Origin of the sequence: Streptomyces sp. NPDC051320 (assembly GCF_040682175.1) — a bacterium.
Taxonomy (GTDB): Bacteria; Actinomycetota; Actinomycetes; order Streptomycetales; family Streptomycetaceae; genus Streptomyces.
In genome coordinates this window covers 181,462-208,288 of the sequence record NZ_JBFBAL010000009.1, presented here as the reverse complement: position 1 = coordinate 208,288, position 26,827 = coordinate 181,462, and the positions used below count along the sequence as shown (strand labels likewise).

Below are 26,827 nucleotides of genomic sequence, written 5' to 3'. Positions count from 1 at the left end.
GCACCGGAGACGCGATGTCCCTGTCTTACGCCGCCCCCCTGTCCGGATCGCCGAACGGAGTCCCGCGACCCGAGTATCCCCGCCCCGGTTTCGTCCGTCAGGAGTGGCTGAATCTCAACGGCACCTGGCAGTTCGCCTTCGACCCGGGCGACAGCGGGCTGGAGCGCGGGTTGGTCCACGCGGAGCTGGACCGCGAGATCCAGGTGCCCTTCTGCCCGGAGTCCGCGCTCTCGGGCATCGGCGACACGGATTTCCACGCCGCCGTCTGGTACCGCCGTACGGTCCAGGTGCCCGCCGGCTGGGCCGGACGCAACGTGCTGCTGCACTTCGGGGCCGTCGACCATGACGCGACCGTCTGGGTCAACGGCACCGAGGCCGGGCGGCACAGCGGCGGCTTCACTTCCTTCACCGTGGAACCGGGTGATCTCGCGGCGCAGCGGAATGGCGAAGCGGTGATCGTCGTGCGGGCCCGGGACGCGCGGCACGGGCCGCAGGCGCGCGGCAAGCAGTCGGTCGAGTACGCCAACAGCGCCTGTCACTACACCCGGACGACCGGGATCTGGCAGACGGTCTGGATGGAGCCGGTCGCCGCGACACACCTCCGCCGGCCCCGCATCACTCCGGACCTGGGCTCGGGCAGCTTCCATCTGGAGCTCCCGCTCACGGCGAACCGTCCCGGCCACCGCATCGGCGCACGGCTCACGGACGCCGACGGCACCGCCGTCGAGGCCTCGGTCCCGGCCGATCTCGACCTGGCACCCCGGATCGTCCTGACCGTGCCGGAGAGCCGGCGCCGTCCGTGGTCCCCCGAGGATCCGCACCTCTACTCCGTGCACCTCGAACTGCGGGACGCGGCAGGCACCGTGATCGACTCGGCGGTCTGTAGCGCGGGGCTGCGCTCGGTCGCGGTGGACGGCAAGCGGCTGCTGCTCAACGGGCGTCCGCTCTTCCAGCGCCTGGTCCTCGACCAGGGCTGGTACCCGGACGGGCTGATGACCGCCCCGGACGACACCGCGCTGGTACGGGACATCGAGCTGTCGATGGCCGCCGGATTCAATGGCGCACGGCTGCACCAGAAGGTCTTCGAGGAGCGGTTCCTGCATCACGCCGACCGGCTCGGGTACCTCGTGTGGGGCGAGTTCGGCGACTGGGGATGCAGCGAGGGGCGGACCACCGGGGACAACCAGCAGCCGACCGCCGGGTACACCGCGCAGTGGCTCGAAGCCGTGGAGCGCGACTACTCGCACCCTCCATCGTCGGCTGGTGCCCGCTCAACGAGACCCACCAGGAGCTGCGCGACCGGCCCACCGTGCTGGACGAGGTCACCCGTGCGATGTTCCTGGCCACCAAGGCGGCCGACAGCTCCAGGCCGGTGATCGACGCGTCCGGCTATGCGCACCGGGTGGCGGAGACGGACGTCTACGACTCGCACAACTACGAACAGGACCCGGCGGCGTTCCGGGCTCAGATGGCCGGTCTGGAGAAGAACGAGCCGTTCGTCAATCCGCAGGACCGGGGGCCGGACGCGCCGGCCTGGTCACTGCCGTACCGCGGACAGCCCTACTTCTGCAGTGAGTTCGGCGGGATCTGGTGGAATCCCGCGGAGGCGGCGGCCTCTTCGGGCGACGACCGCGGGACCTCCTGGGGGTACGGGCAGCGCCCGCGCACCGAGGAGGAGTTCCAGCAGCGCTTCGCCGGGCTGACCGGGGTCCTGCTCGACGACCCGGACATGTTCGGCTACTGCTACACCCAGCTCACCGACGTCTTCCAGGAGCAGAACGGCGTCTACCACTTCGACCGCACCGCCAAGCTGGACACCGGACGGCTGCGCGCGGCCCAGCAGCGGCCCGCGGTGTACGAGGAGCCGCAGCGATGAGCCCGCTGTCGCGGCGCGCGCTGCTGCGCGGGGCCGGCGCGGGTGCGCTGCTGCCGGCGATCGGCGCCTGCGGTTCGGTGGCCGGGAGCGTGGCGAGCGCCGGCGAGATCGAGTACTGGAATCTCTTCTCGGGTCCGGACGGCAACCTGATGAAGGACATGACCCGGAAGATCGAGGGCCGGGTGCCCGGTCTGAAGGTCAACACCACGGTTCTCGACTGGGGAGCGCCCTACTACACCAAGCTCGCGATGGCCTCGGTCGGCGGGCGGGCCCCCGACATCGCCGTCATGCACCTCACCCGGCTGCCCGGTTACGCTCCCGGCGGTCTGCTCGATCCCTGGGACATGGATCTGCTGGCCGAGTTCGGGGTGCGGCGCGAGGACATCAACCCGACGGTGCTCAAGCGCTGTCAGTACGAGGGGAAACCGTTCGCCGTCCCGCTCGACACGCATCCCTTCATCATGTTCTACGACCACGACATGATGGATAAGTCCGGCCTGCTGAAGAGCGACGGGCAGCCACTGCCGTTCGAGTCGCCCGCCCATTACCTGGAAGCTGCCGAAAAGCTCCGCAAGGACAACGGCAAACTCGGCCCGGTGTTCGGGCATGTCAATGACGGCGCCAACGCGTGGCGGCTGTTCTGGACCCTGTTCAGCCAGACCGGTGGCGTCTTCGACCTCACCGGCGCACGCGCCGACATCGACATCGACCGCTCGGTCGAGGTGGTGCGCTTCATGGCGCGAGTCATCCGCCCCGACTGCCGCACCATGGATCTCCCCACCGCCATCGCCGACTTCGCCAACGGACAGTCCCCGCTGATCTTCAACGGCGAATGGGACCTCAACACCTTCCGTACCGCGAAGAAGGACCAGCTCGGCGCCGCACCCTTCCCGACCATCTTCGACAAACCGGCGGGGGCGGCCGACAGCCACTCGCTGGTGCTGCCCCGGCAGAGCCACGTGGACCCGGCGAAGCGGCGGCACGCGCACCGGTTCGCCGCCGAACTGCTCAGATCGAGTCTGGCCTGGGCGGGCGGCGGCCATATCCCGGCCTATCTGCCGGTCACCGCGTCGAAGGCATACGGGCAACTGCACCCGCAGCACGAGTACGCGGCGGCGGCGAACCATCCGGCGCTCGACCCGCAGGCGTGGTTCACCGGTTCCGGGTCCGATTTCCAGAACCGGATGTGCCAGGCCCTGCAACTGACGCTGATCTCCGGCGCGGCCCCGGAGAAGGCCGTGAAGAAGATGGTCTCCGAGATCAACAACCTGCTGTCCAAGCCGAATCCGGCCTGACCGCGCGCGACAAGGAGCGATTGCCATGAGTTCGCTGCGCATCCCCCTGCGCGCCACCGCACGGTCCGGCCCGGCCGGCCGGTCCCGCCGCGGCGCCACCGGCCCCTCCGGCTGGCCGTTCGCCCTTCCCTTCCTGGCCTTCTTCGTGCTCTTCCTGGTCGTACCGATCGGCTACGGGCTGTGGATGAGCTTCACCGACTCCAGCCTGACCGGACACGGTGACGGCACCTTCGCCGGACTCGACAACTACGCCGAGGCGCTGACCGATCCGGAGGTGTGGACGAGTCTCGGCAACACCGTCTGGTTCACCGTGCTGACCTCGGTACCGCTCGTCGTGGTGGCGCTGGTGATGGCACTGCTCGTACACACCGGCATGCCGGGCCAGTGGGTATGGCGGCTGTCGTTCTTCGCGCCGTATCTGCTGCCGGTGGCGGTGGTCACCCAGGTGTGGTCCCTGCTGTTCCAGCCGGACCTCGGACTCTTCAACTCGATGCTCAGGGCGGTGGGCATCGACGGGATCGGCTGGCTGGTCGACGATAAGTACGCGATGTGGTCGATAGCGCTGCTCACGCTCTGGTGGACGGTGGGCTTCAACTTCCTGCTGTATCTGGCGGCGCTCCAGGCCGTTCCGGACCATCTCTACGAAGCAGCGGCGATCGACGGGGCCGGCGCCTGGCGCAGGCTGTGGTCGATCACTCTTCCCCAGCTGCGCCGGACGACCGCACTGATCGCGGTGCTGCAGGTACTGGCCTCGCTGAAGGTCTTCGACCAGATCTATCTGCTCACCAAGGGCGGCCCGAACAACTCCACCAAGCCGATCCTCGAGTACATCTACGACACCGGATTCGCCAACTACCGCCTGGGCTACGCGTCAGCGGTGTCCTACGTCTTCTTCGCGATCGTCGTCATCCTCTCGATCGCCCAACTCAAGATCTTTTCGCGCAGGGAGGACTGACGGGTCATGGCACCGGACACACTCGCACCCACGAGCGGGAAGCGACCGCGAAGCCCCATGCCGCGCGAGGTCGCCCGCCGCCGCGCCGGTGGCAGCCAGGGCTGGCATCCCACCCTGGGCACCGGGCCGGCCGCCCGTGTGCTGTCGTCGCTGGCGCTCATCGTGATGTCAGCCGCCTGGTTGCTGCCGTTCGCCTGGACCGTCGACACCTCGCTGAAGACCGAGGTCGACGCCAGCACGGACAGCGGCTGGTTCCCCGGCGGCGGCTTCAACCTGGACGCGTACCGGAAGATCTTCGATCAGGGCAACATCCCGGTCTGGGCACTGAACAGCCTGCTGATCGCCGCCGCGGTGACGGCGCTGACCGTGCTGGTGTCCGCCATGGCCGCGTACGCCTTCTCCCGTACGCTCTTCCGCGGACGACGGGTGTTCTTCGCGGTGACGCTGGCCTCGATCATGGTTCCGCCGCAGATCCTGATCGTGCCGCTGTTCCGGCAGATGCTGTCGATGAATCTGGTCGACACCTATGCGGCAGTGATCCTCCCCCAGGTAGTGGCGCCCGCGATGGTGTACATCCTCAAGAAGTTCTTCGATTCCGTGCCGCGCGAACCGGAGGAGGCGGCCCGTATCGACGGGGCAGGGAGCTGGCGGGTGTTCGCCAGTGTGGTGCTGCCGCTGTCCCGGCCGATCCTGGCGGCGGTTGCGATCTTCGTCTTCATCACCACCTGGAACAACTTCCTCTGGCCGTTCATCAGCACCAGCGACCCCGGCCTGATGACGCTGCCGGTGGGCCTCTCGACGATCAAGGACTCCTCCGGCCTGATGTACGCGCAGACGTCCGCGGCCTCGATCCTGGCGGGGATCCCGTTGCTGATCGTCTTCATGCTCTTCCAGCGGCAGATCGTGAAGTCGGTGGCGACGACCGGACTCGGCGGTCAGTAGCCCCGATATCCGGTTGCACGCGGGCCCGGCGGCCGACTAACTTCGCCGGGCCGTCCGCCGCCTCCCGATGGAGCCATCTTGCCGCTGCACATCACCGCGCTGACCGACCCCGAGCGCAACTCATCCAGTCACCGCCTCGCATGGCTGGTCTCCGATACCGATGGGAACCCGGCCGGTTCGGCGTTCCTGCGGCTGTTCACCACCCCGGGGCGGGACCACCTGGCCGAACTGGAACTCCAGGTCCACCCCGCCGAACGCCGCCGGGGCGCAGGGTCGCTGCTGCTCGCGGCGGCGGTCACCGCCGCACGCGAGGACGGCCGGCGTTCCGTCATCGCGCAGACCGGGACCGGGTCCGCGGGTGACGCGTTCCTGTCCGGGCACGGCTTCCGCAAGGTGCTGACGCTGACCTACGCCCGGCTGCCGCTCGCGGACGTCGACCCCGCGGCGATCACCGTGATCACCCGCCAACCGCACCCCGGCTATCGGCTGGTGTCCTGGGACGGCACCGTCCCCGACGTGTGGGCGGCCACCTTCACGGCATCCCGCCGGGCGATGGACGACATGCCGATGGACGACACCGACTACGGCGTGTTCACCTGGGACGAGCAACGGGTCAGGGAGGCGGCGGAAGTGGTGCGGAAACGCGGCGAACTGCTGCACACCGTGGTGGCCGTCGACGAGTCGGACGATTCGATCGCGGGCTTCACCGAACTGGTCGTCCCCGGTGACGGCAGGGGCGACGGACAGCACTACGGCACCGGCGTACTGCCCGAGCACCGTGGCCGCGGCCTCGGCCACTGGATGAAGGCCGAGGCGATCCGCCGGGCCCGTGAGCGCCACCCGCAGCTGGGCGGCCTGCTCACCGACACCGCCGACAGCAACGGACCGATGCGGGCCGTCAACGACGCACTGGGCTACGCGCCGACGCACCAGACCATCGAGTACCAGCTCGATCTGCAGCCGGAGCCGGCCGTGGCGTCCTGAGTCAGCGGGTGATCGCCGAGCTCTCCCGGACCCGCAGCTGATGCCCGATCACGATCTCGCGCGCGGCGGTGTCCGGCGCTTCGATGCGGTCCAGCAACAGCTGGACCGCCTGCCGGGCGACGGCCGCCTTGTCCGGGGCGACGCTGCTCAGGCTGGGGATCGCGTAACGGCCGGCGTCCACATCGTCGAAGCCCATGACCGCGATGTCCTGAGGTACCCGCACCCGCCGCTCGTACAGGGCGCGCAGCGCCCCGAGAGCCAGCGCGTCGTTGAAGCAGAACACCGCGTCGGGCGGGTCGCCCGCGTCCAGCAGCGTGCGCATCGCCCGGGCGCCGTCCGCCAGGTGGTAGCGGGCCGTCTCGATCTCCAGGCGTGCGTCGACGGGCAACCCGGCGTCGCACAGCGCCTGGTGGTATCCGGCCATCCGCAACAGCGGGGTGCCGACGTCGGGTTCGAGCTGGGCACCGATGGCCGCGATCCGCCGGCGGCCGCCCGCGATGAGGTGGGCCACGGCCTCCCGAGCGGCGGACACATTGTCGATCGCCACATGGTCGGTGAGTCCGCCGCTGGGGCGCTCCCCGATGAGCACCAGCGGCATCGCGTCGACCCGCCCGGCGAGCGCTTGGCCGTGCAGTCCCAGCGGGCTCAGCACGATCCCGTCGACGACCTGGTCTCCGAGGCCGTCGATCACCGCCGCCTCCCGGGCGCGGTCACCCAGGGTCTGCTCGATGAGCAGGGTCCTGCCGTGTTCCTCGGCGACGGCGAGGAACTGCTCGGCCAGCTCGGTGAAGTACGGGATGTTCAGTTCCGGCAGGACCAGACCGATCATCCCGGTGCGGCCGCGGCGGAGATTGCGGGCGCTGACATTGGGACGGTAGCCCAGGGTTCGGATGGCCCGCTCGACCCGCTCGCGGGTGCCCGGTGTGACATGCACAAAGCCGTTGATGACATTGGAGACGGTCTTCGGCGACACCCCCGCGAGCGCGGCCACATCTTTCATCTTGGCGTTCTTCACCGCGCCGCTGCGCCCGCCGGGCCTGTGCGCGCCGATTGCATCGTGCTCGTTCCCCGTGACCATCGACCGATCCTAGAACGCGATGGAACACGGGGCGCGACGTCCCTCCCCCTATGCCGGCGGCTGCACCCGTACCAGGGGCCGGTTCACCGCAGGGGCACGGCTTCGGGACGGGCGCAACTGCTCGCGACGAGCAGTGCGGAGCCCCGGTCCGCGGAGTCGAGCAGGGTGAGCATCACATCGAGGACGTGCCGGGAGAGCTCGGCCGATGCCCGGTGCGGCCTGCCGTCGGCCAGCGCCTCCGCCAGATCGGCGAGCCCGGTGCCGCGCCCGGCCCCCGCAAGGCCCGCCGATACCGGCAGCGTCTCCCACTCCGCACCTGGGCCGTGCAGTTCCACCGGCCCCTCGAAATTATTGGGGTCGGGGACCGAGAGGGAGCCCTCGGTCCCGTGCACCTCGATGCGCGGCAGTCGCGCCGCCTGGATGTCGAAGCTCATGACGAGAGTGGTGAGCGCGCCGCCCGTATGCTCCAGCACGCCGGTGACATGGGTGTCCACCTCCACCGGAAAGCGTGCCCCGGCGCGCGGCCCGCTGCCGATCCGCCGCTCGTGACGCGGCCGGGACGCCGCCCCGGTGACCCGGACGACCGGGCCGAGCAGGTGCACCAGGGCGGACAGGTAGTACGGACCCATGTCGAGCAGCGGGCCGCCGCCCGGCCGGTAGTAGAACTCCGGGTCCGGGTGCCAGCGTTCGTGCCCGGCGGTGGTCATGAAGGCGGTGGCGGCGACGGGTGTGCCGATCAGCCCGTCGTCCACGGCCTTGCGTGCGGTCTGGGTGCCGGTGCCGAGTACGGTGTCGGGCGCGCAGCCCACCCGCAGCCCCGCGGCCTGCGCGGCGGCGACGACCGCGTCGGCCTCTTCACGGGTCGTGGCGAGCGGCTTCTCGCCGTACACGTGCTTGCCTGCGGCGAGTGCGGCCAGGGCCACCTCGGCGTGCATCGCGGGGACGGTGAGGTTGAGTACCACGTCGACATCCGGCCTGGCGACCAGTTCGGCGGCCGAATCGACGACCTCGGCACCCGGTATCCGCGCGGCAGCGGTCTTGGCGCGGCGGGCGTCGAGGTCGGTGACCGTGGTCAGCCGTACGTGGTCGAGGCGTTCCAGTGTGTCCAGATAGGCGCCGCTGATCCGTCCCGCGCCGACCAGACCGATCCTCAGCGGCTCGCCCACAGCAGCCCCCTCTCGGTGAGGGTGCGCACCTCGGGCACGTCGAAGTCGTCCGGCTTGTGCCCGATGGTGGAGACGAACACCCGGCCGGCGCCCCAGTTCCTGGTCCAGACGGCGGGCATGGTGACGGCCCGGTCGCGCTCGCCGCCTGCCGGAAACACGCTGGTGGCCAGCACGTCGACCAGCGGGTCCGTCGACATCCAGTACTGCTCGGTGTCGACCCGGAAGTCACCGAGCCCGGCGATCACCGGGTGGTCGGACCGATCCGGCACCGGATTGATCTCGTGATCGACGAAGCCGGGCGGGTGCATCAGGAACTGACCCCCGGTCAGCTGGTGGTAGCCCACATCGCCGCGGAAGGCATCGACGATGCCGCCGTGCCAGCCGGCCAGTCCGGTTCCGCCGCGTACGGCGGCGGCCAGCCCCTCGCTCTGCTTTCCGGTGATCTCCCCCATCGTCCAGCACTGCACGACCAGGTCGGTGGCCGCCAGCCGTTCGGCGTCGGTGTACACCTCGAGTGTCTCGCTGACATCGATGTCGAATCCGCGGTCGCGGAGGAAGGGTATGAAGAGTTCGGTGGTCTTCACCGGCTGATGGCCCTCCCAGCCGCCGCGGACGACGAGGGCCTTTCGGTTGGCGGACGTCTCGGATGTCATGGTCGTCGGACACTCCCATCGGTGGTGCGCGGTACGGTCCGGCGAGGACCCGGAGCTTCGCGCGAGGTCGAGTCCCTGGGCCAACGAGGGGCCGCGCCGCGGAGTTCCTTCCCGGCGGCCGGTAGGTCGCCGCCCGGAGCCGGCGGGTCGGCCGGCTCCGGGCGGCGGGGCGCGCCGCCCCCGTCCCCACGGTGCGGCGCGGGCGTGCCGTCGTCATCCACGCGACGACGGTCGCCGGTCTTGAGGTATCAATCGGGGTGACGGGTCATCAGGTCCTGGCCAGTCCGAGGCCGGGGAGCACCGCGCCCTCGACGAAACGGACCAGGTAGTCCGCGTCGACGTACTCGCCCTCCAACATGGGGCGCACCCGCAGCGCCCCGATCAGCTGCGCTGCGACGAACTCCAGCGCCGGATGGCCGGCGGGCACCTCGCCGCGTGCCACGGCTCGGGCGATCATGGCGTCGATCGCTGCTGCGGCCGGCTCGAGGAGCCCCTCCCTGAGCGCTTCGAGCAGTTCCCGGTTCTGCAGAGCCGCGTGACTGATGGCATGCATCAGCGGGGTGTCGCGCCCCGAGTGTGCGCCCAGCGCCTTCGCGGCCTCGCGCAGATCATCTGAGAGGTTGCCGGTGTCGATGGCGGTGAGGGCTCCGCCACGGGTCCCGCGCAGGGCGCAGGCCACCAGCTGGGGCTTGCTGCCCCACTGCCGGTAGAGAGTGGATTTGCCGCAGCGGGAGCGCGATGCGACGCCCTCCATCGTCAGTGCGTCATAGCCGCTCTCCCGGAGAAGCTGCAGCACTGCCTGGTAGAACTCCTGCTCGCGCTCCGGCGTGATCTTGGAGCGCGAGGACGTTGTCGCGGAGTCCTGGGGCGGCATCAGCTCTCCCTTTCGGCGTGAACGTCGGCGTGACCGTCGGTGTGACGAGCAACATCGGAAATCCAGTGTACCGATACGCCAGCGTACCGATACGCTGGTGTTCCGATACGTCGGCGTATCGGTACACTTTCGTTTCGATGCGCCGCGGTCCGACCACGGCACGGACCTACTGCGACCAACGTGAAGGGGCGCGGGTGATGGATGCCCGAACCGATCCTGCCGAATGCGAGCCGGACGCTTCCGCCCGCCCGCCCCTCGTCCGTGAGCTGCTGCTCGTCGTCGGACTCTTCCTCGTGTACAAGCTCGGCCGGCAGATCGCGAACGGCCATGTCGCCGAGGCGTACCGCAACGCCGGGGACGTCTGGAACATCGAGCGGGCGCTGCACCTGCCCGGCGAGGGCACCGTGCAGCGAGCGCTGCTGCACAGCGACACGCTCATACATATCGCGAACACCTATTACGCGGCCGTGCACTTCCCGGCCACCATCCTCTTCCTGGGCTGGCTGTACTGGCGCCGGCCCCGCCACTACCGGTGGGCGCGGCGGGTTCTCGCCGCGGTGACCGGCGCCGCGCTGGCACTGCATCTGCTTCTCCCGCTGACCCCGCCGCGGATGCTGCATGCGGCACATCTGGTGGACACCGGGCAGGTGTACGGGCCGACGGTCTACGGATCGTCGCCCGCCACCGACTCGATGGCCAACCAGTTCGCGGCGATGCCCTCGCTGCACTTCGGCTGGGCGCTGATGATCGCCATCGGCCTGATCGCCGCGACCCGCTCGCGGTGGCGCTGGTTGTGGCTGCTGCACCCGTTGGTCACCCTCGGGGTGATCGTGGGCACCGCGAATCACTACTGGCTCGACTCCCTCGTGGCCGGTGTGCTGCTGGCGCTCGCGCTCGCCGTCATCCGGTGGCCCGACCGGGTGGCGGCCGGGGTGGCAGTTGGTGCGCACACCGGCCCGCCGATCGGCCCACCCGATGGTGCGCCCGGCGACCGGCCCGTCGATCCCGTCGGGGAACCCGCCCGTGAACTCGCCGCCGGGGGAGCCCGCCGATGAACGCGACCGCTCTGGCCGTCGGCCTCTCGCTGCTGTCCGCCGTCGGATACGCCACGGCCGCCGTCGCGCAGGAACGTCTCGCCGCCCGCAGGCCGAAGGCCGGGCTGCTGCGGTTGCTCGGCCGCAGCGCCTGGTGGTGGTCGGTCGGCCTCAACGCCACCGGGGCGTTGCTGCATGTGGCGGCGCTGAAGTACGGCTCGCTCACTCTGGTGCAACCGCTCGGCGCGCTCACCCTGGTCGCGGCGGTACCGCTCGGTGCCCGCCTCGCGGGGCGACGGGTCGCCCGGGTCGAGTGGCGCGGCACGGTGCTCACCCTGCTGGGGCTCGGCGCCCTGCTGCTGACCACCGGCGGCTCCGCCCCGCACGAGACACTCCCGCTGCCCGACGTGCTCGGGATCGCCGTGGTGTCGCTGGCCCTGGTGTGCGGGCTGGTCCGGCGTGCGGGACGGCCGGGCGGCCGACCGGGTCTGCGGTTCGCCGCCGCGTCCGGCATCGTCTCGGGGATCGCGTCGGCGCTCACCCAGACCGTGACCGTCTCGGTGACCGACCGCGCCACGGGCCCGCTGCTCGACTGGCGGACCGCTGTCGTGGCCCTGCTGGTCGCGTCCTTCGCCGTCGGTGGACTGCTGCTCTCCCAGACCGCCTACCGGGACGGACTCGGCGCACCCCTCGCCATGGTCACGCTCGCCAACCCGGTCGCGGCGTCGGCGATCGGTCTGGCGCTGCTCGGCGAGCGCCTGCAGGGCGGCCCGACCGGGGTGCTGCTCTCCCTGGTGGGCGCGGTCGCGGCCGCCCGAGGGGTGGTGCTGCTCACCCGGACGACCGTCACCGTACCGCCGCCCGCGAATCTGCCGGCGATGCCGCCGCAGGACCGGGCAACGGTCCGGACACCGGCAGCCGCACCGGCGCCCACGCCGGCACCCGTCCTGAGCTCCCGTCAGTAGCCGCGCCACCAGCTGGTCAGCGCGCCCCACAGCCGCCTGGGGGCCGAGCCCCTGCGCTGTGCGGGGATCGGGGCCGCGGTGGGCGGGGGCGGTGCCTGGACCGCAGGGGCCGGCTGCGGCGCCGGAGCGGCGTGGGGACCGGGTCCACCGGGTGCGGGAGTGGTCACCTCCCAGTCGGTACGCGGGACCGGCATCGCCGCCGGAGACGGTGCCACCATGATGTCCTGCGGCGGCCGCGGCGCGAAGTTCACCGGCAGCTCCCGCAGGTGCCGGGACATGAGTGAGCTGGTCCAGCGCAGCTCGTGCTCCTCGACGGCGAGTTGCACGTCCGGCAGTCGCATCAGCAGCGCGTCGACGCCCACATCGGCCATGGCCCGTCCGATGTCCTGCCCCGGGCATTCGTGGGCGCCACCGCTGAAGGCCAGGTGGGCGCGGTTGCCCTGCATGGAGGCGTGCGGATCGGGGCGTACCACCGGGTCGATGTTGCCGGGGGCGATCCCGACGACGAGTGCGTCACCGGCCTTGATCTGCTGGCCACCGAGTTCGGTGTCGCCGACCGCCCAGCGGCCGAAGATCGTGGTGAACGGGGGTTCGTCCCAGAGGGTCTGTTCCACTGCCTCGGGCACCGTCATGTGGCCGCCGCTGAGCTGGGCCCTGAAGCGGGGGTCGGTGAGCACCATGCGGAGCACGTTGGCGATCAGGTTGGCAGTGGTTTCGTAGGCGGCGATGAGCACCAGCCGCAGATGCTGACCCACCTCGTCGTCGCTGAGCCCGGCCGGGTGCTCGATCAGGCGGGAGGCGAAATCGTCCTGGGGCGCGGTGCGCCGTGCCGCCACCAGCCGGGTGATCGCGGACATCACGAAGGCGTTGCTCGCGATGGCGGTCTCGGTGCCCTTGATCATGTCGCGGGCCGCCTGTACCAGTTCTTCGCTGTACGCCTCCGGCATACCGATGAGCTGGCACATCACCATCATCGGCAGGTGCTCGGCGAACCGGCTGACCAGGTCGGCCCGGCCGTCCTGGCAGAAGTCGTTCACCAGCCGGTTGCTGAAGCGGTTGATGAACCGGCGGGTGCTGCGGCTGTCGATGCGCGCGATGGCATCGGTGACGGCGCTGCGCAGCCGCTCGTGGTCGGCGCCGTCGGCGAAGGAGCAGATCGGCTGCCAGGTGAAGACCGGCGCCAGCGGGTGGTCGGGGGGCGCGGTGCCGTCCTGCAGGGCCCGCCAGCGACGTGAGTCGCGGGAGAAGAGGGAAGGGGTCCGGGTCATGTACAGGTTCTCGCTGTGGCCGAGCACCAGCCAGGCCGGTACGTCGCCGTGCAGCAGCACGGGCGCCACCGGGCCGTGCTCGGCGCGCAGCTTCTCGTACAGGCCCATCGGGTCGTTCTCGGCCTCGGCTCCGTACAACCGGCGCAGCCCACCGGTACCGATACCGCCGTTGCCGAGCGCGTGGGCCGGGCACTGCGGTGGTGGTACGGCCGCGCCGCCGGGGTCGAGCTGATGGTCGTAAGGGCTTGTCACGGTCACTCCAATGACGTACGGAAAGGGGGGCGGCCCGGGGCGCCCGGGGCACCGGCCCCGGAGACCCGCTCAGACGCGTCGGGTGGCGAGGGAGTGCAGGTAGCGCATGAGGGTCATCAGGGTGTCGCGGCTGGAAGCGCGCTGCCGGGCGTCGCAGTCCACGATCGGGACCTCCTCCGGCAGGTCGAGCGCGACCCGCAGGGCCTCGAGTCGGTGGCGGGGGGCGTCGGGGAAGGTGTTGATGGCGACGATGAACGGCACGCCGCGCTCCTCCAGGCGGCCGATGACGTCGAAGCTGACCTCGAGCCGTCGGGTGTCGACGAGCACCACGGCTCCCAGCGCACCCTCGAACAGGCCGTTCCACAGGAACCAGAAGCGTTCCTGGCCGGGGGTGCCGAAGAGGTAGAGCACCAGTTCTTCGCTGATACTGATCCGGCCGAAGTCCATCGCCACGGTGGTGGCGGTCTTGCTCTCCACACCGGAGTTGTCGTCGACGCCGACCCCCGCCTGGGTCATCGTCTCCTCGGTGGTCAGCGGGCGGATCTCGCTCACCGAACGCACCATCGTCGTCTTGCCGACGCCGAACCCGCCGACGATCACGATCTTGACCGCGGCGGTGGCCGTGTCAGGCAGAACGTCTTCGCTCCGGGGGCCGGCGATCGTGTCAGAGCTTCTGGAGTCCATGCATCACCGCTTCGAGAAGGGCCCGGTCGGGAAGTGTGGCGCGGACGATGGGCGCGCGCGACTCGACCAGTTCGGCCGCGAGGAGTTCGGTCAGCAGCGCGGTCACCACGCTGAACGGCAGGCGCAGATAGGCGGAGATCTCGGCCACGGACAACGGCGACTTGCACAGCCGTACGATCGCGGCCTGCTCCGGCTGCACGGTGGGGGACGGGTCGGCGCGGGCGACCACGATGGTGACCAGGTCGAGCGCCGCCCGCTCGGTGCCGTCCGGGCCGCCGGTGAGCACGTAGAGCCGTTCGGGGTCCCCGGCATCGGGGTCGGCCGACCGGCGTTCTCGTCGGGGCGGGGACGTCATCCGGCCTTCCCGTCCTGCCGCGGCGGGCTGGCCAGGTGGGCTCCGATCCGTACGACCATGTCCCGCATCTGGGCGCCGACCAGACCGGCCTCCACCCGCTCGTCGGTGAGGACCGCGAGGTACGAGCCGGGGCCCGCCGCCATCAGGTAGAAGAAACCGCCGGTGATTTCGATGACGACCAGCCGCATCCGGCCGTCGCTGCCCGGGATTTCGGTGGCGACGGCGGCGGCGAGGCTCTGCAGGCCGGCGCAGGCGGCCGCCAGGCGGTCGGCGCCGTCCGGGTCGCCGCCGTGCCGTGCGATGCGCAGGCCGTCCGCGGAGAGCACCACGATCTGCTGGATTCCGGGGACGCTGGTGGCGAGCTCCTTGAGCATCCAGTCCATGTTGCCCAGTTGCTGAATCACGTCAGGTCCCCCTTGTCCCGCGCGTCGCCGGACTCTCCGACCGCCGACGGCTCTTGCGGCACTCCGTTGGCCGCCTTGGTGAAGGCTTCGAGCCAGATCCCCGGCTGCGGCTCCTCCTTCTCCTCGGTGCGCTCCGCTTCCGGCGCCGGGTACGGATCGGGTTCGGGCGCCTGCGCGGGCACCAGCGGACCCACTTCCCCGGCCCCGAACGAGGACCGCATGCGGCTGCGCCGCTGCGGAAGCCCGTTCTCGGTCCACTCGGTCACCAGCGGTACGTCGTCTTCCATCGACAGCGCCATGGGCAGCGGCTTCTTCGGTGCTGCGGCCTTGCGGGGGGCTCGGGAAGGAAGACGGTCCGCGAAGGCGCCGATGCCGGTGTCACCGGTGCGCGGCTCGCCGGCCGCGCCGATCCCGTGGGCGATGCCGGGGGCGGGACCCGTGGTGATCACCTCGCGGGGCACGATCAGGACGGCGCGGACGCCGCCGTAGGCGGACTGCCGCAGGGCGACCTTGAGGTTGTACATCCGGCTGAGCCGGCCGACCACGGCCAGGCCGAGGCGGGGCGACTCCCCCAGGTCGTTGAGGTCGACCCCGGCCTGCGCCTTGGCGAGCATGCCCTCGGCCCGCTTGTGGGCCTCCTCGCTGAGGCTGACGCCACCGTCCTCGATCTCGATGGCGACGCCGGTCTGCACCTCGACCGCGGTGACATGGACCCGGGTCTGCGGCGGTGAGTACCTGGTGGCGTTGTCGAGGAGCTCGGCGCAGGCGTGGATGAGCGGCTCGACGGCGGTCCCCACGATGGCGACCTTGGCGATGGAGTGCAGGTCGACCCGGGGGTACTCCAGGATGCGCGACATGGCACCACGCAGCACGCTGAACAGCGGGACCGCCTTGGGCCACTGGCGTCCCGGGCGTGCGCCGCCGAGCACCGAGATGCTGTCGGCGAGGCGGCCGATCAGGGCGTTGCCGTGGTCGAGGCGGAGCAGGTCGTCGAAGACCTCCGGCTGCCGGCCGTGGTCCTCCTCCATCAGCCGCAGTTCCGCGGCCTGCTGGTGGACGATGGCCTGGACCCGGCGGGCAATGCCGACGAAGGCGAACTGAGCGCCCTCTCGCTGGGATTCCTCGTCGTCGACGATCTTCAGCAGGGAGGCGAGAATCTCCCGCTGCGCGGACGGCAGGTCGCGGTACACCTCGCTGTTGTCGACCAGGATCCGCATGACCTCCAGCGGCGACTCACCGTGCTTGAGCCGGTGGATCGCAGCGGGCATGAGTTCCTTGGCGAGCCGTACGGTTTCCGCGTCGTGCGCGGCGAGCCGGTGTTCGAGGAACGCCAGCCGCTCGCCGTACACCCGGTGCAGGGTGCGCGACGTGGCGGCGCGGCGGACGAGTTCGGCGACGAGCAGGGCGACGACGACGGTTGCCACCGCACCGGCCCACACAAGTGGTATCCGGGCGGCTCGGTTCACCGCGACCGCGCCGACGGCGGTGGCTGCCGACGTCAATACGACGGAGAGCAGCAGCGCACGAACCAGCGGCGCTGTCCGATCGGTTGGAGGCGCCTCAACGCGAACCATGTGATCCCTCTGGCAGTTGACGGTAGGGAGAATCGAACTATCAAGACATATGGGAACAAACGCATGAATACATGTCATCTCAACTCACAATGAGCGAGCGTAGCCCGATCAGATCACCGCGACGGCATATTCTTCCAACCTTGTGCGGCGGGCACGTGAGAGGAATAGACTCGCCGGTTTTACACAGTCAGCTCTCGTTCAAACACGCGGAGTAGCCGAACAATTGTGGCAATGGCGTGCGAAGGGTGGAAAGTTGACACCGGATCCGCGACCGACCGGCTCAGAGGCCGCGGCCGGCCCGGGACACCAGACCGTCGGCGCCGCACGCCTCGGCGAGTGTCAGTCCGCGCTGCAGATCGACCTGGGACCGGGTCGCCATGGCGAACTCCACCCGGGCGAGCGCGTGTTCGTAGGCGCAGGGTGACGCCTCGAGATAGCCGACCGCCCCGCCGAGCAGCTCGACCGCCCGCCGCCCGGTTTCGAGCGTGGCGGCGATCCGCATCGATTCGCCGATGGCGGTGTCCGTCCCGATGCGCTCGGCCCGGTCCCGTACATAGGCGGCGAGCCGCACCGCTCTGGGGCGATCTTCGGTGGCCAGCGCGCACACCAGATCGCCGGCCCAGGGCGCCATGATGCCGTTGTGCCTGCCCCGGACCCGCAACGCCTCCCCGACCGCCGCGAGTTCGGCGACCGCCTCCTTGACGCGTCCCTGGGCCAGCAGCAGCCGACCGCGCACCGACGGCGCGTCGGGAATCACCATCGGGGCCGGGTACGGCGGGGCGAAGCCGTAGCGGTCGGCGACCTCGACGGCCTCTTCGACATGACCCCTGGCGAGCAGGGTGTCGATGAGCATGCTGGCCGCATCCCAGTTCAGTGGCATGCCGTTGCCCACCCGCTCCGCCAGGCGCAGGCTCTCGCGGAGATAGGTCTCGGCCTCCACCAGCCGTCCGCGCCTGCGCTGTACATAGCCGATCAGCGCATTGGCGAACGACAGGTGCCCGCCGCTCCAGCCGGCCGCCTCGAAAGCGCGCAGGGCTTCGGAGAAGAGGCTCTCGGCCCGGTCGAGCCGGTCGGCGAAGGCATACGAGAGGCCGAGCAGCGCCGCAGGCTCGAAGCCCCACTCCGCGCTGGTCCAGCCGACTCCGGGCGCCAGCCGGCCATTGATCAGGGCACGGTCGCAGATCTCGACGACCTCCTCGGCGCTCTCTCCGCGTGCGGTGCCGTCGAAGGCCCGCAGTATCAGCAGAATCCGCTCGGAGTCGTCCGAGCCGCTGAGGCCGTCAGCCATCGCGGCGAGGCGGCGGGAGCGTGCCGGCCCGTCCGCCTCGACGGCCCGCACGCCCTCCCAGAGGAAGTGCGCGCTCTGCAACCGCCGCCTCGCCGGGCCCGGTTCGGTGCGCTCCGCCTCGGCGGCCGCGACCTGTGCGGCTTCGGCCGGCTGGTTGTTGTGAGTCAGTGCCTGGGAGAGCCGGAAGACGGCGTCGACCCGGGTGTCCGCGTCGAGACCCTGCTGCTCGAGCGCCGCCCGCAGATGACCGACCGTGGTGGCGGGGGACGTCAGCAGCGTCGCGCAGCCGAGTTCGTACAGCACCCGGGCTCGCACGGTGGGCAGCGGCGGTTCGGCCAGTGCGCGCTCCAGGCAGCGTCTCGCCGCGTCCGGTGCGCCGACGGCGAGGTGCTCGGCGGCCGCTTCCCGTAACTGCTCGACCAGTTCGGGATCCTCGTCCGGGTGGACCTCGAGGAGGTGGCGGGCGGCTGCCGCAGGTCCCCTTCCCGCCTCGGTGACCGCCCAGGCCGCCCGGCCGTGCATGGCGGTCCGGGCGGCGGCGGGCACTGCCCGGTAGACGGCGCCCGCGATGAGCGGGTGTACGAACTCCATCGGGTCGTTGCCGGTCAGGATGCGGGCCTCCCGGAGGCGACCGGCACATGTGGCGGCCTCGGCGGGCCCCAGGCCGGCCAGCGACGCCGCCAGATCGAGCGAGATGTCGGTGCCCAGGATGCCGGCCGCCCAGGCGAACCGGGTGGCGGCCGTGCCCAGTTCTTCGAGCCGGGCGATCAGCCCCGATCCGCGGGCCGAGGCACCGAGCGCCCGCAGCGCACCGGCCGAGTCCTCGACCGGCTCCAGTGCGTCGTCCTGCACCCTGGCCAGCAGCTCCACGGTTTCGTACGCGTTGCCGCCGGTGACGGCCCAGACCTCGCGGCAGAACGGGTCGTCCGCGTGCTCGCCGAGCGCCGTCCTGGAGAGCTGGGCGATGGCGTCGGGGGTGAGCGCCCGCAGCCGCACGCACGCCGTGGCAGCGGACTCCAGCCCGCGGAGGTACTCCGCGGTTTCGCCGACGGCTTCCCCGGTCCGATAGGCGAGGACGACCAGGACCGGAAGTCCGCCGGGGCGCTGAGCGAAGGCGGCCAGCCAGGCCAGCGTCTCCAGGTCGCACCAGTGTGCGTCGTCCACCAGCAGGACCAGTGGGCGGTGCAGCGCGGCGAGCCGCTCGACCAGCGAGTCCAGGCCGTCGCGCACGCCCTGCGGGTCGGTCCGGTGGGCGTTCGCCGGCGCTATGCCGAGGGCGGGCCCCACGATGTCGTAACGGTCACCGAGCAGTTGTTTGGCCTCGCCGCCGGCGGCGCTCACCGTCAGTGCGGGCTGCAGGAGCCGGCGTACGGCATGGAAGGGGACGGAGGTCAGCCCCTCGCCGCAGCGGGCGGACCACACCGTGCACCGGTCCGCTGCCAGTTTGCACACCGCGTCGAGGACGGCTGTCTTGCCGAAGCCCGCCTCACCGCTGTAGATGAGGAGCCCGCCGGTGGACCCCTCTGCCGACTCCGAGCAGAGCGCTGCCACCCCTCGCGCGGCGGCGGCGAGCTCGCTCTCCCGCTCCAGCAGCGGCGCAGCAGCCGGGCGTGCTGTCCGGGACCCCATCGTTCCTCCCCTGCCACCTACGGATTTCGAGAGTATCCCGGCAGGTCCGCACCGTGGGCGGTGCGGAGCCACCGGTTCGCCGTTCAGCGGAATTCCGTATGTCCGGGGGGAGTTCCCGGTACTCTCCCTCTCCCGTCCGCCGTGCCTCGTCGCGGCGCATACGATGCCTTGCGGCGATGCGCCACGACCGATCAATCGAGCAATCACAGGGGAACCCACGCATGAAGATCGACTGGGACCGGCGCACGTGCGCCCGGCGCGGGCACGTCACCTACGCCCCGCTGGAGCCGGAACTGCGGGAGCGGCTGCATGCCTCGACGGGGCTGGGCGAAGCCTGGCGCTGTCTGCGGTGCGGCGACTTCGCCCTGGGCGATCCGCACGGCTCGGGGCCGGCCGACCAGGCGCCGCTGGTGCCCCGGGGCAAGGTACTGCGCGACATCTTCATCCTGCGGTTCCTCGCCGTGGAACGGGCGGTGCGCGGGGTGTTCATCGTGCTGGTCGCCGTCGCCGTGTGGAAGTTCAGCAACAGCCAGGACGCGGTGCGCCGGCTGTTCGACGATTATCTCAACGTGCTGCGCCCGGTCTTCCGCCACTTCCATTACGACCTCGACCACTCGCCGGTGGTCGGGACCATCCAGAAGACGTTCGGGTACAAGCACTCCACGCTGGTGCTGGTGGCGGTCCTCCTGCTGGTCTACGCCCTGATCGAGATCATCGAGGGCGTCGGGCTGTGGCGCGCCAAGCGCTGGGCTGAGTATCTGACCGTGGTGGCCACCGCGATCTTCCTGCCGCTGGAGATCTACGAGCTGACCGAGAAGATCAGCTGGCTGAAGATCGCGACCCTGGCGATCAACATCCTGGCGGTGCTGTACATCCTGCTCGGCAAGCGGCTTTTCGGGCTGCGCGGAGGCCACGCGGCCTTCGAGGCCGAGCGGCAGAGCGCCTCGCTGCTCGAGGTGGAGACCACGGCCGGGGTGGGCGCCCTCACGCCGTGACGGCGGGGGCCCCGTTCCACGCGGCGATGACCGGGCGGCCGTGCTCGGTGCCGAGCCGGCTCACCGACGCGGTGTCCAGCCGGAAGAGCGCCCCGGCGGATGCCGGGAGGCCGAGCCGCCGCGCGGTCAGCACCCGTAGGAAGTGCGCGTGGCCCACCAGCACCACATCGCCGCCCTGACCGTCGAGGTCGGCGTCGCGCAGGGCCGCGTCGACGGTCTTCAGCACCCGGTCCGCGCGCTCGCCGACCTCCTGAGGCGTCTCGCCCGGGTGCTCGGGCGGCCCCGGCACCACGCCGTCGGTCCACAGGTCCCAGTCCGGCCGGTCTCGGTGGATCTCCGCCGTGGTGATCCCCTCGTAGCCGCCGTAGTCCCATTCGCGGAGGTCGGAGTCAAGCAACGCGGTACCGAGGCCGGCCAGCTCGGCGGTCCGCCGGGCCCGGCTGAGTCCGCTGGTCAGCGTCAGGGCGACACGCCGCTCGGCCAGCAACGGGGCGACCGCCCGGGCCTGGTCCTCGCCGAAACCGGTGAGCGGGAGATCCGTCCAGCTGGTGTGTTTCCCCGTGCGGCTCCAGCTCGTCTCTCCGTGCCGGACGAGAATCAGCTCACCCATGACCATCCTGCCCTCTGCTTCGTTCGACGCACCGCCGGCGCCTGACGCCCTGCGGCGCATGTTGATGTTGTACGACGTCTTCAGCCTGTCACGAACAGCGGTAATTCCCGCAGAGGCGGCCGACCGGTGTGATGCCGCGCACCGCTCAGCCGTGCGGCGGCACCGGGAACGACTGCTCGTCTTCCCGGTCACCACCGGGCCGTGGTGCACATCGAGAAGAAGGCCTTGTACGTCGTGCGGGCTCCCGTGGCGGCGGTGGCTTCGGGCTTTCTGCCGAACGATGAACGCCTCACCGCTCCAAGGGAGTTCGGTGACACTTCTACTCGGCTGGATGACTGTCTGTGTCTTTCCACGGCCGCACACGGCTCCGCGCCGGCCCTACACCGTCGTACACCGTCAGAAAGAGTTCCAGGTCCTTACGCTCCGCCTCGCCCGCGCCACCGGCGGCGAGACGGTCACGTGCTTCCTTGCACGCCCGCTCGATGTGGCCGGTGCGCTGGAGGTGGCTCCACAGCAGGCGGAAAGCCTGCTGGTGGTCGTACAGGTTCGTCTCGTACGAGCGGGTGGTGATGTGCCGGGCCTGGGCCATCAGGGCCTGGAAGTTCTCCCGGTCGCCCCGGCTGAGCAGTTCCGTCAGATGACGGTCGTACACACTCGGTTCCAGCTCATCAGTCATGGCGGCCAAGGCCCCTCCCCCGTCGAGCACGTCCACTCGATCGCTGCATCCAAAGCGATTCCAGACAATCATCTCGGTGAAAGCACTGTCAATCTCTCATCGCCGCTTGACGTGCGCTGTAATCTGTTTGCTGACCACTTCCGAGAACCGAGGAACCCATGCCGCAGCCTTCAGCCCGGGTGACCGCAGCCGAGATCTCCCGCATCGCGGGCGTCACGCGCGCCACCGTCAGCAACTGGCGGCGCAGGCACGACGACTTCCCGGCGCCGTCCGGTGGCACCGAGGCCAGCCCCCTCTACGACCTGGAGGCGGTGCGCGGCTGGTTGCAGGGGCGCGGTCACACCTCGGCGGCCACGCCCTCCGAGGAGTTGCGCACCGTGCTGCGGCTGCAGGTGTCGGAGTCCGGCGCAGCGGCTCGGCTGCTGCCCCTGGTCCTCGCCGCCTCCCTGCGCAGCAAGGAGGAGTTGGCCGCCGTGGCCGACCTGCCGGACGCCGGGCTGATCGCCCATGCGGACCGGGCAGCGGCGGAGCTCGCCGATGCGGTACCGGAAGCGGAGGCCGTGCACTTCCGCGCCGACGACGCGGACGCCCTGCGGAGTCTGGTCCGGTGTGTCCGGGACGAGGGCTCCGGAGCCGCGCTCGATGTCCTCGCCGAGCGAGAGCTGGACGACACCTCGTCGGGCAGCGGCACCTACCGGACACCGCGCGGACTCGCCGACCTCATGGCCCGGCTCCTGCCGGGTGCGCCGTCGCGCGTACTGGATCCGGCGTGCGGCAGCGGCACCCTCCTCGCGGCCGCGGCCCGCCACGGAGCACGTGAACTGTACGGCCAGGACAGCCTGGTCGTACAGGCCCAGCGGAGCGCGGTGCACCTGCTGGTGTCGGCTCCTGAGGCACAGGTGGCGGTGCGCGCCGGGGACACACTGCGCGCAGACGCCTTCCCGGGGCTGACCGTCAGCGGTGTGCTGTGCAATCCGCCCTACGGCGACCGCGACTGGGGACACGACGAACTCGCCTACGACCAGCGGTGGGCCTATGGCGTACCACCCCGGATCGAGTCCGAACTTGCCTGGACCCAGCATGCCTTGGCGCACCTGGACGCCGGTTCCTACGCGGTGCTGCTCCTCCCGCCGGCCACCGCCTCGCGTACCTCGGGACGCCGGATCCGCGCCGAACTCGTACGCAGTGGCGCCCTGCGTGCCGTGATCGGCCTGCCCGTCGGTGCCTCGGCGCCCCTGCACATCGGGCTCCATCTCTGGGTCCTCCAGCGCCCCGAGCCGGGCGGCGCGCCGCGCACCTCCGTGCTGTTCGTGGATACGAGCGGGGACCGGCACACCGGGCCCCCGAGTTCGCCGCGCGACGCTTCCTCCCGGACGCAGCAGCGTCGTACGAACCTGGAGTGGGACGCGCTGTCCGACGAAGTCCTCGGCGCCTGGCGGGCGTTCGCCACCGGAGCCGACTCGTTCGCCGACACGCCCGGCACCGCCCGGGCCGTACCGACCATCGACCTGGTCGACGACCTCGTGGACCTCACCCCGGGCCGTCAGGTACGCGCGGCGCCGACCGATATGGACCCTGCCCTGGTCGCCCGCGGAGTCGATGCGCTGGGCGGGCAACTGGCCGAGTCCCTGGGGGCTTTGCAGCGGGCCGCGACGTTCGGGCCCTGGCAGGCCTCCGCCGGCGCCGCCCGCGCCTGGCGCACCGCCACGGTCTCCGACCTGGCCCGCGGCGGTGCGCTCACCCTGCTGCGGGCGGCGACTCCGGCCGGCCGCAAGGACTCCGTACCGGGAGACCGGGCCCCCGGGGTCGGTGAACGCCCGGTGCTCACCGCATCGGACATCGGCGCGCGGACCCGCCCCTCGGGCACGGCGGAGCACCTGCGCGCCGGTGCGGCACACACCGTCGCCGCCGGAGATGTGCTGCTCCGTGGCGTGGCGGACAGCAGCGGTGCGATGACCCGCGTCGCGGACGAGGAGGACGCCGGAGCCCTGCTCGGCCGGCACATCCATCTGCTGCGGCCGGACCCTGCGCGCCTCGACCCGTGGTTCCTCGCCGGCTTCCTGGGTTCCGGGGACAACATCGCCGGGGCTTCCGTCGGCAGCACCATTCTGCAGGTGTCACCGGGCCGGCTCCGGGTACCGCTGCTGCCGCTGGACGAGCAACGGCGGTACGGCGAGGCATTCCGCCGCGTCCACGAGCTGCGGGTGGCCGCCCGGCAGGCGGCTTCGCTCGCCGAGGAGACGGCGAACGAAGCGCTCGGCGGGCTCACCGCGGGTGCGCTGCTCCCGCCCGCCGATGGTCCGTCGGCCTGATCCGACGCGAATCCGCCGCGGGGCACTCCTCTACGATCGGCGGCGTGTGCGCAAACGTCATCGTCGCGGAAGACGACGCGAAGCAAGCCGAACTGGTCCGCCGTTACCTGGAACGCGAGGGGCACGGGGTGACGGTCGTGGGGGACGGCCTCGCCGCGCTCGAGGAGGTGCGACAGCGGACGCCCGACCTGCTCGTGCTCGACGTGATGATGCCGCGCGCCGACGGCCTGGACGTGGTCCGTGCGCTGCGCGCCGAGGCCCGGGCCGAGTCGCGGGAACTGCCGGTGCTGATGCTGACGGCCCGTTCCACCGAGGACGATCTGCTGCTCGGCCTGGATCTCGGCGCCGACGACTACATGACCAAGCCGTACAGCCCCCGCGAGTTGATGGCCCGCGTGCGTACGTTGTTGCGCCGCACCCAGCGGTCCGCAGGCGCGACGCCCGTTGCCGCACCCCTGTTGTCGGTGGGCGCGCTGGTCGTCGACGAGGCACGGCACGAGGTATCCGTCGACGGCGGGCAGGTCGACTGCACGCCCGGTGAGTTCCGGGTCCTCGCCGCGATGGCGGCCGCGCCCGACCGGGTGTTCACCCGGCAGCAACTGCTGGACGAACTGCACGGCTTCGACCGGTACATCAGCGACCGCACGGTCGACGTGCACATCATGAACCTGCGCAAGAAGATCGAGGTCACCCCACGGCGGCCGGTCCGGTTGCGCACCGTCTTCGGCGTCGGCTACAAGCTGACGGACCCCGCGAAGGGTGCCTGACTTGCTTCGCCGTAGAACCCGTAACCCCGGTGGCGCTCGGCCGTCCCGGCTGCCGCTCCGCAAGAGCCTGCTCGGCCGGCTGCTCGCGGTGTCCGCGCTGGTGGCGGCGTGTTCGGTGGCGGCGACCGCCTGGCTCGCCGTACAGACCACTTCGGGTGCGATCAAGCAGGAACAGGGCCAGAACCTCACGGCCGACACCCGGATCTACCACACCCTGCTCGGCTACGCGGCCGGCCACCCACGCTGGGACGCAGTCGGCGATACCGTACGCGACCTGGCGCGGCAGTCCGGCCGCCGGATCGCGCTGACCACCCAGGCCGGCCAGCCCATCGCCGATTCGGTGACCGGCACATCGCCGCCCGCGCTGCCGCCGCAGGCGTCGGCGGTGGTCGACCCGCTCTCCGTGGACACCACGCTCTCGGTCGCAACCTCCGACACGGCCGCGCCCGGGGCCGGCCCCGCGACCACCACCGACCGCGTCGACCCGCGAGCTGTCGGACCGTTCAAGCTGCCCGTGGCGGAACGCCGGAGTCTGCGGAAGACCGCCGAGCGGAGCGCGGCGTGCCTCAACGCGTCGGGGGTCGCATCGGACGTCGTGGTGGGCCCGAGCGGGCGGCCCCGTATCCAGGTGGTGGGCAATGACCCGGAGCGCACGCGGGGCACCAGGTGCTCGACCGAGGCACTGGAAAAGCCGACCGGCACCGAGAGGAAGGCGCTGCACGCGCTCAATCAGCTGGCCGACTCCTGCCTGAAGCGCCAGGGTCGCCCGAGTGTCGAACTGGCCCTGGACCTCTCCTGGGACCGGGGCAGCGCACCGGAGCCGAGTGCGGTACCGCAGCCCGAAGCCACCGCGGCGAGGGTGCCTTACCCGACCGCCACGGTGGCACCGGGCGTCCTCAGCAGCGATGACGACCGTGCCATCGCCTCCTGCGTGGGCACCGCTCGCCGGGAACAGCTCAGCTCCTACGTCGCCTCCCCCGCGCTGCTGTTCATCGGCGATCCGGGTGGCGCCACCGTCCCGGGCTTCAACCTCTCGCCGGCGAACACCGCCCGCATCGCCGGCGTCGCGGCGCTGGTCCTCGCGCTCACGGTGGGCGCGTCGATCCTGGCCGGCGCCCGTCTCGTACGTCCGCTGCACGCGCTCACCAGCGCGGCCCAGCGGATGCGGGACGGTGAGGACTCGGAGCCCGTGCAGGTCGCTTCGGACAACGAGATCGGGCGGCTGGCCGCCGCTTTCAACGACATGTCGGCGCACCGGGCGCGTCTGGAGGAACAACGCAAGGCGATGGTCAGCGACGTCGCCCACGAACTGCGCACCCCGCTGAGCAATATCCGCGGCTGGCTGGAGGCCGCGCAGGACGGCCTCGCCGACCCGGACCCGGCCTTCGTCTCCTCGCTGCTCGAGGAGGCGGTGCAGCTGCAGCACATCATCGACGACCTGCAGGACCTCGCGGCGGCCGACGCGGGCGCGTTGCGCCTGCACCTGGAGCCGGTACGGATCGACGGCCTGCTGGACCAGGTCGCCGCGGCGCACCAGGCCCGGGCCGAAACCGCGGGCATCACGCTGACGGTGACCGGGGCGGCGTCCCGTACGCAGGTCCCCGGGACGCGGGTGCCCGATACGCAGGCGCCCGCGCAGGCGCCCGGTTCGCGGGCGCTCGTGCTGACCGCCGACCCGGTGCGGCTGCGGCAGGCGGTCGGCAACCTGGTGTCCAACGCGCTGCGCCACACACCGGCGAACGGCCGGGTGTCCCTGCGGGCCTACGCGCGTTCGGAGCCGGGCGAGGTCATGGTGGAGGTCGCCGACACCGGCACCGGTATCCCGGCCGACGCGCTCCCGTACGTCTTCGACCGCTTCTGGCGAGCCGAGAAGTCCCGCAGCCGCCGCACCGGCGGCAGCGGCCTCGGTCTGGCGATCGTCCGCAAGCTCGCGGAGGCCCACGGCGGCACGGTGAGCGTGGTGAGCACCGAGGGCCAGGGCTCCGTCTTCACGTTGCGGCTGCCGTCCGATGCGGCTCCGCCGACGGCGACGGGGTCGGCTCCGCCCGTGCCGAGCGGGGCTACTCCGCCGCAGCCTGATCCGATGACCACAGCGTCCTGACAGCTTCCTCATAAGTGGTTGCCAGTCTTCCGACATGCCCGGCACGCCAGGTGCGAACCGGCACCGAGGCACCACACAGGCCGAGCTGGA

General features: G+C 71.1%; 22 protein-coding genes and 1 pseudogene. 11 read left to right on the top strand and 12 right to left on the bottom strand.

Annotated features, from left to right (window positions below):
• The first annotated feature begins 14 nt into the window (after positions 1 to 14).
• From AB0M87_RS21400 to AB0M87_RS21380, 5 genes and pseudogenes are all read left to right on the top strand, one after another.
• Positions 15 to 1,876 (top strand): annotated as a pseudogene (locus AB0M87_RS21400) (sugar-binding domain-containing protein).
• Entirely contained in the window at positions 1,873 to 3,171 is a 1,299-nt protein-coding gene (locus tag AB0M87_RS21395) for an extracellular solute-binding protein (protein ID WP_365855181.1), read from the top strand. The pseudogene AB0M87_RS21400 and the gene AB0M87_RS21395 overlap by 4 nt, the downstream one beginning before the upstream one ends.
• 25 nt (positions 3,172 to 3,196) lie before the next feature.
• Complete coding sequence (locus AB0M87_RS21390; RefSeq protein ID WP_365855179.1) at positions 3,197 to 4,126, top strand: sugar ABC transporter permease; 930 nt, start codon at positions 3,197 to 3,199, stop codon at positions 4,124 to 4,126.
• A gap of 6 nt (positions 4,127 to 4,132) precedes the next feature.
• Positions 4,133 to 5,068 carry a carbohydrate ABC transporter permease gene (locus tag AB0M87_RS21385; protein WP_365855177.1) on the top strand — a complete coding sequence of 312 codons (936 nt, stop codon included), beginning with the start codon at positions 4,133 to 4,135 and terminating at the stop codon, positions 5,066 to 5,068.
• A 78-nt stretch (positions 5,069 to 5,146) separates the two neighbouring features.
• Positions 5,147 to 6,052 (top strand): GNAT family N-acetyltransferase, encoded by a 906-nt coding sequence (locus AB0M87_RS21380; RefSeq protein WP_365855175.1) that lies wholly within the window; start codon positions 5,147 to 5,149, stop codon positions 6,050 to 6,052.
• 1 nt (position 6,053) lies between these two features.
• Here the strand turns inward: AB0M87_RS21380 and AB0M87_RS21375 are convergent, their stop codons facing one another.
• The 4 genes from AB0M87_RS21375 to AB0M87_RS21360 all read right to left on the bottom strand — a co-directional run bounded on the left by AB0M87_RS21375 (position 6,054) and on the right by AB0M87_RS21360 (position 9,823).
• Positions 6,054 to 7,130 (bottom strand): LacI family DNA-binding transcriptional regulator, encoded by a 1,077-nt coding sequence (locus AB0M87_RS21375; RefSeq protein ID WP_365855173.1) that lies wholly within the window; start codon positions 7,128 to 7,130, stop codon positions 6,054 to 6,056.
• A gap of 83 nt (positions 7,131 to 7,213) precedes the next feature.
• Positions 7,214 to 8,296, bottom strand: a complete 1,083-nt coding sequence (locus AB0M87_RS21370) for a Gfo/Idh/MocA family oxidoreductase (RefSeq protein WP_365855171.1) — start codon at positions 8,294 to 8,296, stop codon at positions 7,214 to 7,216.
• Positions 8,281 to 8,949 carry a ThuA domain-containing protein gene (locus tag AB0M87_RS21365; RefSeq protein WP_365855169.1) on the bottom strand — a complete coding sequence of 223 codons (669 nt, stop codon included), beginning with the start codon at positions 8,947 to 8,949 and terminating at the stop codon, positions 8,281 to 8,283. The genes AB0M87_RS21370 and AB0M87_RS21365 overlap by 16 nt, the downstream gene beginning before the upstream one ends.
• A gap of 268 nt (positions 8,950 to 9,217) precedes the next feature.
• Positions 9,218 to 9,823: a TetR/AcrR family transcriptional regulator gene (locus AB0M87_RS21360; protein WP_365855167.1), complete on the bottom strand. Its 606-nt coding sequence runs from the start codon at positions 9,821 to 9,823 to the stop codon at positions 9,218 to 9,220.
• A gap of 197 nt (positions 9,824 to 10,020) precedes the next feature.
• Between AB0M87_RS21360 and AB0M87_RS21355 the strand changes: the two genes are divergently transcribed.
• Complete coding sequence (locus AB0M87_RS21355; RefSeq protein ID WP_365855165.1) at positions 10,021 to 10,878, top strand: phosphatase PAP2 family protein; 858 nt, start codon at positions 10,021 to 10,023, stop codon at positions 10,876 to 10,878.
• Positions 10,875 to 11,822, top strand: coding sequence for a DMT family transporter (locus AB0M87_RS21350; RefSeq protein WP_365855163.1), 948 nt, complete (start codon positions 10,875 to 10,877; stop codon positions 11,820 to 11,822). The genes AB0M87_RS21355 and AB0M87_RS21350 overlap by 4 nt, the downstream gene beginning before the upstream one ends.
• Here the strand turns inward: AB0M87_RS21350 and AB0M87_RS21345 are convergent.
• From AB0M87_RS21345 to AB0M87_RS21320, 6 genes are all read right to left on the bottom strand, one after another.
• Positions 11,816 to 13,342, bottom strand: coding sequence for a cytochrome P450 (locus AB0M87_RS21345; protein WP_365855161.1), 1,527 nt, complete (start codon positions 13,340 to 13,342; stop codon positions 11,816 to 11,818). The genes AB0M87_RS21350 and AB0M87_RS21345 overlap by 7 nt on opposite strands.
• A 69-nt stretch (positions 13,343 to 13,411) precedes the next feature.
• Positions 13,412 to 14,026 (bottom strand): ATP/GTP-binding protein, encoded by a 615-nt coding sequence (locus tag AB0M87_RS21340; protein ID WP_365855159.1) that lies wholly within the window; start codon positions 14,024 to 14,026, stop codon positions 13,412 to 13,414.
• On the bottom strand, positions 14,007 to 14,381 hold the full coding sequence (locus AB0M87_RS21335; RefSeq protein WP_365855157.1) for a DUF742 domain-containing protein: 375 nt from the start codon (positions 14,379 to 14,381) through the stop codon (positions 14,007 to 14,009). The genes AB0M87_RS21340 and AB0M87_RS21335 overlap by 20 nt, the downstream gene beginning before the upstream one ends.
• Positions 14,378 to 14,785 carry a roadblock/LC7 domain-containing protein gene (locus AB0M87_RS21330; RefSeq protein ID WP_365855155.1) on the bottom strand — a complete coding sequence of 136 codons (408 nt, stop codon included), beginning with the start codon at positions 14,783 to 14,785 and terminating at the stop codon, positions 14,378 to 14,380. The genes AB0M87_RS21335 and AB0M87_RS21330 overlap by 4 nt, the downstream gene beginning before the upstream one ends.
• Positions 14,782 to 16,359: an ATP-binding protein gene (locus AB0M87_RS21325; protein WP_365855153.1), complete on the bottom strand. Its 1,578-nt coding sequence runs from the start codon at positions 16,357 to 16,359 to the stop codon at positions 14,782 to 14,784. Before AB0M87_RS21325 ends, AB0M87_RS21330 begins: the two co-directional genes overlap by 4 nt.
• Positions 16,360 to 16,639: 280 nt before the next feature.
• On the bottom strand, positions 16,640 to 19,276 hold the full coding sequence (locus AB0M87_RS21320; RefSeq protein WP_365855151.1) for an AAA family ATPase: 2,637 nt from the start codon (positions 19,274 to 19,276) through the stop codon (positions 16,640 to 16,642).
• A gap of 221 nt (positions 19,277 to 19,497) precedes the next feature.
• On the opposite strand from AB0M87_RS21320, the gene AB0M87_RS21315 reads away from it, so the two are divergent.
• A complete protein-coding gene (locus AB0M87_RS21315) occupies positions 19,498 to 20,271 on the top strand; it encodes a DUF2127 domain-containing protein (protein WP_365855149.1) in 774 nt (257 codons plus the stop codon).
• On the opposite strand, the gene AB0M87_RS21310 is transcribed toward AB0M87_RS21315, so the two are convergent.
• Positions 20,261 to 20,881 (bottom strand): histidine phosphatase family protein, encoded by a 621-nt coding sequence (locus tag AB0M87_RS21310; RefSeq protein ID WP_365855147.1) that lies wholly within the window; start codon positions 20,879 to 20,881, stop codon positions 20,261 to 20,263. The genes AB0M87_RS21315 and AB0M87_RS21310 overlap by 11 nt on opposite strands.
• 319 nt (positions 20,882 to 21,200) lie before the next feature.
• Positions 21,201 to 21,557, bottom strand: a complete 357-nt coding sequence (locus tag AB0M87_RS21305; protein ID WP_365855145.1) for a hypothetical protein — start codon at positions 21,555 to 21,557, stop codon at positions 21,201 to 21,203.
• A 158-nt stretch (positions 21,558 to 21,715) separates the two neighbouring features.
• Between AB0M87_RS21305 and AB0M87_RS21300 the strand changes: the two genes are divergently transcribed.
• From AB0M87_RS21300 to AB0M87_RS21290, 3 genes are read left to right on the top strand one after another with little or no spacing between them, the layout of a single operon-like run.
• Positions 21,716 to 23,869: an N-6 DNA methylase gene (locus tag AB0M87_RS21300; protein ID WP_365855143.1), complete on the top strand. Its 2,154-nt coding sequence runs from the start codon at positions 21,716 to 21,718 to the stop codon at positions 23,867 to 23,869.
• A gap of 44 nt (positions 23,870 to 23,913) precedes the next feature.
• Positions 23,914 to 24,636: a response regulator transcription factor gene (locus tag AB0M87_RS21295; RefSeq protein WP_365855141.1), complete on the top strand. Its 723-nt coding sequence runs from the start codon at positions 23,914 to 23,916 to the stop codon at positions 24,634 to 24,636.
• A gap of 1 nt (position 24,637) precedes the next feature.
• Complete coding sequence (locus tag AB0M87_RS21290) at positions 24,638 to 26,737, top strand: HAMP domain-containing sensor histidine kinase (protein ID WP_365855139.1); 2,100 nt, start codon at positions 24,638 to 24,640, stop codon at positions 26,735 to 26,737.
• The last annotated feature ends 90 nt before the right edge of the window (positions 26,738 to 26,827 follow it).